The 11,904-nt window shown below is 59.9% G+C and carries 4 protein-coding genes and 3 rRNA genes; all 7 read right to left on the minus strand.

All coding sequences use genetic code 11. The features are described from left to right. Positions 1 to 4 precede the first annotated feature (4 nt). Positions 5 to 751 (minus strand): tetratricopeptide repeat protein, encoded by a 747-nt coding sequence (locus AC3ZI9_RS10475; protein WP_444555146.1) that lies wholly within the window; start codon positions 749 to 751, stop codon positions 5 to 7. A gap of 200 nt (positions 752 to 951) precedes the next feature. Then, positions 952 to 1,578: a hypothetical protein gene (locus AC3ZI9_RS10480; RefSeq protein ID WP_489923576.1), complete on the minus strand. Its 627-nt coding sequence runs from the start codon at positions 1,576 to 1,578 to the stop codon at positions 952 to 954. Between the two features lie 315 nt (positions 1,579 to 1,893). Continuing rightward, positions 1,894 to 2,010: ribosomal RNA gene (rrf, locus tag AC3ZI9_RS10485) — 5S ribosomal RNA — on the minus strand. Positions 2,011 to 2,305: 295 nt separating this feature from the next. Continuing rightward, a 23S ribosomal RNA gene (locus AC3ZI9_RS10490) occupies positions 2,306 to 5,435 on the minus strand. Between the two features lie 573 nt (positions 5,436 to 6,008). Next, positions 6,009 to 7,535: ribosomal RNA gene (locus AC3ZI9_RS10495) — 16S ribosomal RNA — on the minus strand. Together the 16S, 23S and 5S rRNA genes form the textbook arrangement of a ribosomal RNA operon. A gap of 692 nt (positions 7,536 to 8,227) precedes the next feature. Then, complete coding sequence (tyrS, locus tag AC3ZI9_RS10500; RefSeq protein ID WP_444554564.1) at positions 8,228 to 9,547, minus strand: tyrosine--tRNA ligase; 1,320 nt, start codon at positions 9,545 to 9,547, stop codon at positions 8,228 to 8,230. 31 nt (positions 9,548 to 9,578) lie between these two features. Further along, a complete protein-coding gene (locus AC3ZI9_RS10505; protein WP_444554565.1) occupies positions 9,579 to 11,861 on the minus strand; it encodes a HelD family protein in 2,283 nt (760 codons plus the stop codon). Between the last annotated feature and the right edge of the window lie 43 nt (positions 11,862 to 11,904).

Genomic DNA, 11,904 nt, shown 5'->3' on the forward strand with positions numbered 1-11,904 from the left:
GCTCCTACTGTTCCGGCTCGGGAGCGCTCGAGGCAGTATCCGACTCGGTGGAGTCGGAGCCGACGCTCGAGGATGCCTCGGCGGCCTTGTCGGAGGTGTCTCCTGCCGCTTCCGGGCTCGTGCCTGCGTGGTTGATGAAGTCCCGTGCACGGGGCTTGTCATCCTCGATGGAGTCCTCGTCGTCACCAAGATCCATGATGTCCGGATCCTGGAATTCGCCGACTCCAAGGGCACGTTCAGCCAGGGAAATCTGTCGACGCCAGAGTTCGGCTTCGCCCTGCTTCCCCACCGCTTCGAGTGCCATCGCATAGGCCTCGAACAGGCGGGGGCTGAAGGAGAACGCCCGGTTGATGTCGAGTTGTGGAATCTGCAGTTCACTCACGGCAGCGTCTCTGTTGCCGAGGTCGGACTGGGCCCCGGCAGCCACGATGGCCATTTCCACACGTCCAGGAGTGTCCAATGTCGTCGCTTCTTCACTGTGGGCCGTCTCCAGCGCCTTCTCCGGCTTACCGAGTCCACGCTCGCAGTCGGCCATGACAGGAAGATGGATGTTGGAGCCGCTGATCCTCCGGAAGGTGCGGAATTCGCGAAGAGCTTCGGCGTAGTTGCCTGCGGTGTAGGCAGTGAGGCCAACGGCTTCGCGCACGACAGCAACACGCCCACCGCGCCGGCTGGCGGCCATGGCGTGCTCATAGGCGATTTCCGGTTCGAAATCTATCAGACGCCCGGCCATCACCAGGTGCTTGGCCACCCAATCAAAGTTCTTTTCGTCGAGGTAGCGCAACTCGGCGCGCGTGATGCGGTCCAGTTCCTTCCCCGTGACATCGGAATCGATCTCGGGAGAGCGCGGGCGGTCGGCCCTGTTGGAGACCCGCAGGTCTGCAGGGTTGTGCGCGGGGCGTTCCCCTTCTTCCAGACCGGGGAAATTGCGCCTGGTGTCGTCACCGCGCTTCAGTTCACGAGGTGGAGCTGACTGATGCCTGTTGTGGGAGCCTCCCTCGGAGCGCTGAGGCTTGCCACGGTAACCGCCATCGCGACGGTCGCTGCCACCGCGGAAGCCACCTTCACGACGATCATTCCCACCACGTGGGCCACCTTCACGACGATCATTCCCACCACGGTAGCCGCCCTCAGAGCGATCGCTACCGCCACGGTAACCACCCTCACGTCGGTCACTGCCACCGCGGAAGCCACCTTCACGACGATCATTCCCACCGCGGAAGCCACCCTCGGAGCGATCGCTACCGCCACGGTAGCCACCCTCACGACGATCACTGCCACCGCGCGGGCCACCTTCACGACGATCATTCCCACCGCGGAAACCGCCCTCGGAGCGATCGCTACCGCCACGGTAGCCACCCTCACGACGATCGCTACCGCCACGGTAGCCACCCTCACGACGATCACTGCCACCGCGCGGGCCACCTTCACGACGATCATTCCCACCGCGGAAACCGCCCTCGGAGCGATCACTACCGCCACGGTAGCCACCCTCACGACGATCATTCCCACCGCGGAAGCCACCCTCACGACGATCACTGCCACCGCGCGGGCCACCTTCACGACGATCATTCCCACCGCGGAAACCGCTCTCGCGGCCTGGGCGGTCCTTACCGCCGGCTCCCTTGGACTTATCGTCCCGCGGGCCTCGGAAATTATTGCGTTCGTCAGCCACGGTGGCCGTTCCTCTCTGAGATCCGGCCATGCCGCATCTGGGTTACTGCTCGGGCCCCTCGGAAGTGCCCAAGGGGAAAAGTACTTTAACTCAATCTTAGACGAATCGTCCGTAAGTTTGCCGACGAGGCGGAACTGGCGGCTGCCGGGATACCAACAGGTGCCGTTAACGAGTTGAGGCCCTCAACCAAGGGCTGAGGGCCTCAACTACTAAAATATGTCCGGCGGCGACCTACTCTCCCACACCCTCCCGAGTGCAGTACCATCGGCGCAGTGGGTCTTAGCTTCCGGGTTCGGTATGGGACCGGGCGTTTCCCCCACGCTATGACCGCCGTAACTCTTCCACCCACACCAACACCACAACAATGTCGGGGGGAAAACTAGTCACATGCCATAAACCAGAACCACGAATGGTCCCTAGTGGTGCAACATGATCAAACTATTCTATTACAGACCCACCCCATGAAACCAACCAAAACAACCCCCACGAACAGTGGGAATCAACACACACCCCCAGAAAATCGAACCCAAGGGGCGGGTGTTTGGTTGGCTACCAGGAGTTGTTGTCCGGCAACCGCATAGTGGACGCAGCATATCTTGCCCACACAACCCGAAAGCCGTGTGGTGAATTGTGGTGTAAGTCATCGGCCTATTAGTACAGGTCAGCTCCACGGGTCTTTAGTCCCCGCTTCCACGTCCTGCCTATCAACCCAGTGGTCTAGCTGGGGGCCTCTCACACTCAAGGTGTATGGAAATCTCATCTCGAAGTGGGCTTCCCGCTTAGATGCTTTCAGCGGTTATCCCTTCCGAACGTAGCTAATCAGCGGTGCACTTGGCAGTACAACTGACACACCAGAGGTTCGTCCGTCCCGGTCCTCTCGTACTAAGGACAGCTCTTCTCAAATTTCCTGCGCGCGCAGCGGATAGGGACCGAACTGTCTCACGACGTTCTAAACCCAGCTCGCGTACCGCTTTAATGGGCGAACAGCCCAACCCTTGGGACCTACTCCAGCCCCAGGATGCGACGAGCCGACATCGAGGTGCCAAACCATGCCGTCGATATGGACTCTTGGGCAAGATCAGCCTGTTATCCCCGAGGTACCTTTTATCCGTTGAGCGACGGCCGTTCCACAACGTGCCGCCGGATCACTAGTCCCGACTTTCGTCCCTGCTCGAGCTGTCACTCTCACAGTCAAGCTCCCTTGTGCACTTACACTCGTCACCTGATTGCCAACCAGGCTGAGGGAACCTTTGGGCGCCTCCGTTACTCTTTAGGAGGCAACCGCCCCAGTTAAACTACCCATCAGGCACTGTCCCTGACCCAGATCATGGGCCGAAGTTAGGAATCCGGTACGGCCAGAGTGGTATTTCAACGATGACTCCACGAACACTGGCGTGCCCGCTTCAACGTCTCCCACCTATCCTACACAAGCCGCACCGAACACCAATACCAAACTATAGTAAAGGTCTCGGGGTCTTTCCGTCCTGCTGCGCGTAACGAGCATCTTTACTCGTAGTGCAATTTCGCCGAGTTCATGGTTGAGACAGCGGGGAAGTCGTTACTCCATTCGTGCAGGTCGGAACTTACCCGACAAGGAATTTCGCTACCTTAGGATGGTTATAGTTACCACCGCCGTTTACTGGGGCTTAAATTCCCAGCTTCGCCCCGAAGGGCTAACCGGTCCTCTTAACCTTCCAGCACCGGGCAGGAGTCAGTCCGTATACATCGTCTTGCGACTTCGCACGGACCTGTGTTTTTAGTAAACAGTCGCTTCCCCCTGGTCTCTGCGGCCCCGATCCCCTCACACCAGCAAATGGTGTTCAAGGTTGGGGCCCCCCTTCTCCCGAAGTTACGGGGGCATTTTGCCGAGTTCCTTAACCATGATTCTCTCGATCGCCTTAGTATTCTCTACCTGATCACCTGTGTCGGTTTGGGGTACGGGCGGCTTGAACCTCACGTCGATGCTTTTCTTGGCAGCATAGGATCACCGGATCACCCGCCGAAGCGGGCGCCTATCGGGTCTCAACCATCATGAACGGCGGATTTACCTACCATTCGGCCTACACCCTTGGACCAGGACGATTCCATTGCCTGGCCCGGCTACCTTCCTGCGTCACACCTGTTAATACGTTGACCTCCCTGGCTCGGGTCCCGCGCCTTGCACCCGGTACCTTCCCCGAAGGGAAGATGGTGGGTGCTCGAGGCGGTTAGCATCGCCAGTTCAGTAGGGACGGTTCTTCACCGGTACGGGAATATCAACCCGTTGTCCATCGACTACGCCTGTCGGCCTCGCCTTAGGTCCCGACTCACCCAGGGCAGATTAGCTTGACCCTGGAACCCTTGATCATTCGGCGGACGGGTTTCTCACCCGTCTTTCGCTACTCATGCCTGCATTCTCACTCGTGCCGTCTCCACCACTGGTTCACACCGTGGCTTCACTGCCGGCACGACGCTCCCCTACCCACCCAGGCGGCTGGACCACGAAGGCCTACCTATATACCTGGATGACGCAACTTCGGCGGTGTGCTTGAGCCCCGCTACATTGTCGGCGCGGAATCACTTGACCAGTGAGCTATTACGCACTCTTTCAAGGATGGCTGCTTCTGAGCCAACCTCCTGGTTGTCTTCGCAACTCCACATCCTTTTCCACTTAGCACACGCTTAGGGGCCTTAGTTGGCGTTCTGGGCTGTTTCCCTCTCGACTATGAAGCTTATCCCCCACAGTCTCACTGCTGCGCTCTCACTTACCGGCATTCGGAGTTTGGCTGACGTCAGTAACCTTGTAGGGCCCATTAGCCATCCAGTCGCTCTACCTCCGGTAAGAAACACGCAACGCTGCACCTAAATGCATTTCGGGGAGAACCAGCTATCACGAAGTTTGATTGGCCTTTCACCCCTACCCACAGCTCATCCCCTCCATTTTCAACTGAAGTGGGTTCGGTCCTCCACGCGCTCTTACACACGCTTCAACCTGGCCATGGGTAGATCACTTCGCTTCGGGTCTAGACCGCGCCACTGAACGCCCTGTTCAGACTCGCTTTCGCTACGGCTTCCCCACACGGGTTAACCTCGCGACACGGCACTAACTCGCAGGCTCATTCTTCAAAAGGCACGCCGTCACCACAACAAGGTGGCTCCGACGGATTGTAGGCACATGGTTTCAGGTACTATTTCACTCCCCTCCCGGGGTACTTTTCACCTTTCCCTCACGGTACTTGTCCGCTATCGGTCATCAGGAAGTATTCAGGCTTACCAGGTGGTCCTGGCAGATTCACACGGGATTTCTCGGGCCCCGTGCTACTTGGGATACCAATACAAAGCGGCGGAGAACATTACAGCTACAGGACTAACACCCTCTATGGTCCGGCTTTCAAACCGATTCGCCTATGCACCCGCACCTCACTCCTCCAGTCCGGCAGAACTGGAACGACTGGTCCCACGACCCCGCCCATGCAACGCCCGCCGGCTATCACACATGGAACGGTTTAGCCCCATCCGCGTTCGCTCGCCACTACTAACGGAATCACTATTGTTTTCTCTTCCTGCGGGTACTGAGATGTTTCACTTCCCCGCGTTCCCTCCACGCAGCCTATGTGTTCAGCTACGGGTCACACGACATGACGCCGTGCGGGGTTTCCCCATTCGGAAATCCTGGAATCAAAGTCCGGTTATCGACTCCTCCAGGCTTATCGCAGATTCCCACGTCCTTCTTCGGCTCCTGATGCCAAGGCATCCACCATGCGCCCTTAGAAACTTGACCACAAAAAGGTCAATTCACAAGAGCATTTGATCGAGAGAACCACCAACAACCACACCCCGAAAGGCGCCCTGCTGGGGGTTCTCAAATAAATTGCTTTCGCAAACACGATAAAAAAACCACATAACCACCACCGGCCCGAAGGCAAAAGGCAATCACATGGCATCCATCGTCCTTGCAAGATGCTCGCGTCCACTATGCAGTTGTCAAACAACAACCCCGTCACACCCACCACCACGACACCAAAAGATCATCGCGGCCTAGGCCATGCGCGGGAGCCAAAACAAACCAGAACCAACCCCCCACCACCAACACACGGTCGATACCAGGAAATCGGGCCTGTTGTTTCAGGGCCCAACAGTGTGCCATGGACTCAGAACCCACCAGCCCCCGCATCGTTCCAACACCACCAAAGCAGTGCGTACTAAACAACAGGGAACCAAAGATCCCAAGCCACAATCCGTTGACATTCCACCCATGAGCGCCCGCCTACCAACACAAGTGGCAGAAACGGGCTGAACTGAACACCACCACCAGGACATGCGCCCTAAATGGTCAATGCTAGTTGCTCCTTAGAAAGGAGGTGATCCAGCCGCACCTTCCGGTACGGCTACCTTGTTACGACTTAGTCCCAATCGCCGGTCCCACCTTCGACGGCTCCCTCCCAAAAGGGTTGGGCCACCGGCTTCGGGTGTTACCAACTTTCGTGACTTGACGGGCGGTGTGTACAAGGCCCGGGAACGTATTCACCGCAGCGTTGCTGATCTGCGATTACTAGCGACTCCGACTTCATGGGGTCGAGTTGCAGACCCCAATCCGAACTGAGACCGGCTTTTTGGGATTAGCTCCACCTCACAGTATCGCAACCCATTGTACCGGCCATTGTAGCATGCGTGAAGCCCAAGACATAAGGGGCATGATGATTTGACGTCGTCCTCACCTTCCTCCGAGTTGACCCCGGCAGTCTCCCATGAGTCCCCACCACTACGTGCTGGCAACATGGAACGAGGGTTGCGCTCGTTGCGGGACTTAACCCAACATCTCACGACACGAGCTGACGACAACCATGCACCACCTGTGAACCGGCCCCAAAGGGGAAGGACTGTTTCCAGCCCGATCCGGCCCATGTCAAGCCTTGGTAAGGTTCTTCGCGTTGCATCGAATTAATCCGCATGCTCCGCCGCTTGTGCGGGCCCCCGTCAATTCCTTTGAGTTTTAGCCTTGCGGCCGTACTCCCCAGGCGGGGCACTTAATGCGTTAGCTACGACGCGGAAAACGTGGAATGTCCCCCACATCTAGTGCCCAACGTTTACGGCATGGACTACCAGGGTATCTAATCCTGTTCGCTCCCCATGCTTTCGCTCCTCAGCGTCAGTTAATGCCCAGAGACCTGCCTTCGCCATCGGTGTTCTTCCTGATATCTGCGCATTTCACCGCTACACCAGGAATTCCAGTCTCCCCTACATCACTCTAGTCTGCCCGTACCCACCGCAGATCCGGGGTTGAGCCCCGGACTTTCACGGCAGACGCGACAAACCGCCTACGAGCTCTTTACGCCCAATAATTCCGGATAACGCTTGCGCCCTACGTATTACCGCGGCTGCTGGCACGTAGTTAGCCGGCGCTTCTTCTGCAGGTACCGTCACTTTCGCTTCTTCCCTACTGAAAGAGGTTTACAACCCGAAGGCCGTCATCCCTCACGCGGCGTCGCTGCATCAGGCTTTCGCCCATTGTGCAATATTCCCCACTGCTGCCTCCCGTAGGAGTCTGGGCCGTGTCTCAGTCCCAGTGTGGCCGGTCACCCTCTCAGGCCGGCTACCCGTCGTCGCCTTGGTAGGCCATTACCCCACCAACAAACTGATAGGCCGCGAGTCCATCCCCCACCGATAAATCTTTCCACCACCTCCCATGCGGAAGGAAGTGAATATCCGGTATTAGACCCAGTTTCCCGGGCTTATCCCAGAGTCGGGGGCAGGTTACTCACGTGTTACTCACCCGTTCGCCACTAATCACCCGGTGCAAGCACCGGGGTCATCGTTCGACTTGCATGTGTTAAGCACGCCGCCAGCGTTCATCCTGAGCCAGGATCAAACTCTCCGTAAAAAATTACAGACACAACCAACATCCCAAGGGAAAACAAGGGAAGGGCTGCACCAAGTTACATAAATCCCGGCAAATATGCCTCCACGGATACACGGGGTGCACCCATAAAGACCATTCACCAATTTATAAAAAAATCGGTGTCAACAAACATGGCACACTATTGAGTTCTCAAACAACAGACCGCTAACGATTCCGAGCAAATTACGAAGTAAAGAATTCGTATTCTTTTTGCTTTTCTCTCGCTGCTACATATCTAATTTATTAGTCCGTTTGATCGTTGTCAAATCGACTTTATCGCTTTGATTTCGACCATTTGGCCTCCCCCCGCTTCCATTTCCATGTTTCAGGGCGTGCAAATGACGTCCGGAATACCTGGATATTTGAAAGGGGTTTGGTCGCTTCCCCTGGAAACTTTCGCTTCCTTTGTCCGCTGCAGGAGCGGCGGCGACAAGAGAAAACATTACACGTGCTGACCGGTGGCTGCAAATCGGCAGGTCCCTGCACACCTTCCGCCCTCGATCACCCCCGGTTCCCCGGAATTCCGGGCTTCCTTGCTGGCCGGCCCGGCAGCCGGCCCCTCTCCGGACGCGAAAAAGGCCGGTCGGCCCCGACGTGATTCACGTCTCGGGGCCGACCGGCCTCTGGTCCTTCTGGAATGGCGGCGCGTCCAGGACGCGCCGCTGCCCTGGTCTCTAGGAGCCGACTTCGACCATTGCCAGGTTCTTCTTGCCACGGCGCACCAGGACATAGCGGCCATGCAACAGGGTCGATGGGTCGATGACCGCGTCGACATCTGAGAACTTGACGTTGTTGACGTAGGCACCGCCCTCGCCCACGGTCCGACGAGCGGCCGACTTGGATTCGGAGAGTCCGGTCGCCACCAGCAGCTCGACGATTCCCAAGGAATCCGGTGCCACCTTCGCACTGGGCAGTTCCGCAGTGGCTGCCACCAGGAGCTCCTCGTCCAACTCGGCGAGCGCCCCTTGGCCGAACATTGCCGCCGAGGCTGCGATGACCTTTTCGGTGGCGTCCACCCCGTGGACCAACGACGTGACGTCGTAGGCCAACTGGCGTTGCCCCGCCCGGGCGAAGGGACGGTCCGCCACCTCTTGTCCGATGGCTTCGATTTCTTCGCGCGTGCGGAAGGTGAAGATCTTGAAGCGATCAACCACATCGACGTCCGCGGTGTTGAGCCAAAACTGGTAAAAGGCATATGGGCTGCACATCTCGGCATCGAGCCAGATGGCGTTGCCTTCACTTTTGCCGAACTTGCTTCCGTCGGAGTTGGTGATCAGCGGGGTTCCGAAGGCATGGACCGTGGTGCCTTCGACCTTGCGGATCAGTTCCGTGCCGCTGGTCAGGTTGCCCCACTGGTCGGAACCGCCGGTCTGCAGACGGCAGCCGTAGTCGCGGTAGAGCTCCAGGTAGTCCATGCCCTGCAGGATCTGGTAGCTGAATTCCGTGTAGCTGATTCCCTCGTCACTGTTCAGGCGTGACGCAACGGTGTCCTTCTTGACCATCGTCCCCACCCGGAAGTGTTTACCCACCTCACGCAGGAAGTCGATGGCGCTGAGGGGGCCCGTCCAGTCCAGGTTGTTCACGATCTGCATCGCGTTCGTTCCCTCGGTGGACAGGAACCAGCTGACCTGGCGTTGCAGACGGCCAACCCATTCGTTGACGGTCTCCTTGGTGTTCAGAACCCGTTCGGCGCTCTGCCGGGGATCACCGATCAGGCCGGTGGAACCGCCCACCAGGCCCAGCGGGTGGTGACCCGCCAGCTGGAGACGGCGCATGTTCAACAGCTGGACCAGGTTCCCCAGGTGCAATGAGGGCGCCGTGGGATCGAATCCGCAGTAATACGTGATCGGCTCCCCCGCGAGCATTTGCTCCAGACCGGATTCCTCCGTGGAAACGTGGACCAGGCCACGCCACTTCAGCTCCTGCCAGATGTTGGGGAAGGACGGATCATTCTGCTGTCCCGCAATGGCGGGATTCAATTCACTTACTGACACGAGGTCAAATCTAGCAGCTACACCGCGGGGATCAGGCGTCCGGCTCCATTCCCGCCGGAATGTTGCCACTGGCGATGACCAGCAGACGTTGGGTGGCCCGGGTCATCGCGACATACAAGTCACCGACGGTTCCTTCGGCCTCCTCGACGATTTCCTGCGGCTCCAGCACCACCACGACGTCGAATTCCAGGCCCTTGGCCAGCTTGGCCGTGGTCACCACGATGTCCTGGTCCAGGGCGCCCGACCCGCCCCCGACGCGACGCCCGTATTCGCCTGCGACCGCGGTGCGTACCTGATCGAGTCGTTGTGCGGGGGCAATGACTGCAACCAGTCCCCCGTCGGCGATCCCGATCTCCCGCGGCAAAGCCCTCAGCGTCGCTCCCAGGACCTCCCCGGGCTCGACCCGGTTGATCACCGGGGGCCAGTCCCCTTCGCGCACCGCCTTGGGCGTCGAGACCTGCAGGCCCGCTTCCTGGGCCATCCGGGCGGCAGCTTCGGCGATCTGGACCGGCGTGCGGTAGTTCACCGTCAGCTCCTCCAACTCGAAACGACGACCGACGAATGGTTTCATGGCCGCGGCCCAGCTGCCCACGCTCGCGGCCGAACTGGCCTGGGCGATATCGCCGACGACGGTGAAGGACTTCAAGGGGCAACGACGCACCAGCAAGCGCCACTGCATGGGAGAGAGCTCCTGGGCCTCGTCGATCACGACATGTCCGTAGGCCCAGTTGCGGTCGGTGGCCGCGCGTTCGGCAGCCGTCAGCCGGGGTCCGGTCTCCTCGTTCAGGTCGGCCAGCTGTTCGGCGCTGACGGACCCGTCGATGCCGATCTCCTCCAGTGAGGCGCTGACGTTCTTCAACGCCTGTTCGGCATTGGCCAGATCGCGTTTGCGGTTGGCTTCCGCCAGGGCTTGTTCACGCCCGACCGTCGCGTCGAAGGCACCGAGGAGTTCGGCGGCCTCGTCGAGCAGGGGGACATCCGCCTCGGTCCATGGCTCGTCCCGGCCACGTTGCAGGGTACGGCGTTCGGCGTAGCTCAGCTCGGGAGCCACCGCTTCGAGGACCTCTGGCTTGGCATACAGATCCGAGATCAACTGTTCGGGACCCATCGGCAGCCAGCACAGGTTCAAGGTGATGCGCACATCCCGGGAGGCCCGGACGTCTTCGATCAGATAGGAACGGTCGGCCGCATTGCCCGCACCGGAGGATTCCTCGAGCTTCTCCTTCAACTGGTCGGCCAGCTCGCGCAGCATGACCTTCACGAAGGTCGCGCGGGCCTCGTTATACGGTTTGCCCGTCGCCCGTGCCTTGTCGCCGGCCCGTTTGACCTGTCGTGGGGTGACCGTCAACGGGGTGCCTTCCACCATGACCCTGCGTGGCCCCGCGGGAACCCTCTGGCGATGCTCCACGGCCCGGGCCACCACCTCGGCCATTCCCAGCCCACCCTTGATCCGGGCGGCTTCGCGTCCGGGCTCGGGAATGGCATTGATCCCCGGCAGGAGCTGGCCCACGGAGGACGTCACGACTCCGGTCTCGCCCAGGGAGGGCAGGACGCGTTCGATATAGCGCATGAAGGCCGTGGAGGGGCCGACCAGCAGGACGCCGGCGGTCTTCAGTCGTTCCCGGTGTTCATAGAGCAGATAGGCCGCCCGGTGGAGCGCCACCGCGGTCTTTCCGGTCCCGGGACCGCCCTGGACGACCAGTACGCCGGCCAGCGGGGCACGGATGATCCGGTCCTGCTCCGCCTGGATGGTGCTGACGATATCCGTCATGTGTCCGGTGCGTCGGCTGGTCAGGGCAGCAAGCAGCGCCCCCTCCCCCTGGTGCGAGACCCCTTCGTTGAGGAGTTCCGGATCCAGCACGTCGTCTTCGAGGGCGACCACGTTGCGGCCCTTCAGGATCAGATGGCGCCGGCGGCGGACCCCCTGGCGTTCGAAGGCGGTGGCCTGGTAGAAGGCCCCGGCCTCCGGGGCACGCCAATCAACCATCAACCGGGTCTGGTCCTCATCGGTCATGCCGATGCGCCCGATGTAGTGGCTGGTGGCTTCTCCATCGTCCCCGGCGGTTTCGAGGTCCAGTCGACCGAAGACCAACCGGTCCTCCACGGCATTCAGCTGGGCCAGCCGGTCCTCGTAGAGGTTCGCGAAGGAGTCGCGTTCGGAGATGTTCTGCAGGGAACCGACCGCTCCATCGCGGCGGACCCGGGCCAGTTGCGCGGTCTTCTCCTCACGCAGGGCATCGAGGCGACGGTACAGGCGCTCGACATATGCCCGCTCGCGCTCCAGTTCAGGTGCGGGCGAGGGTGACTGCGGCATGTACTTTCCTCCTGGTGCGAAATGGCGGACGGATCAGTCTACC

This window comes from Arthrobacter sp. AOP36-F1-5 (assembly GCF_058137995.1).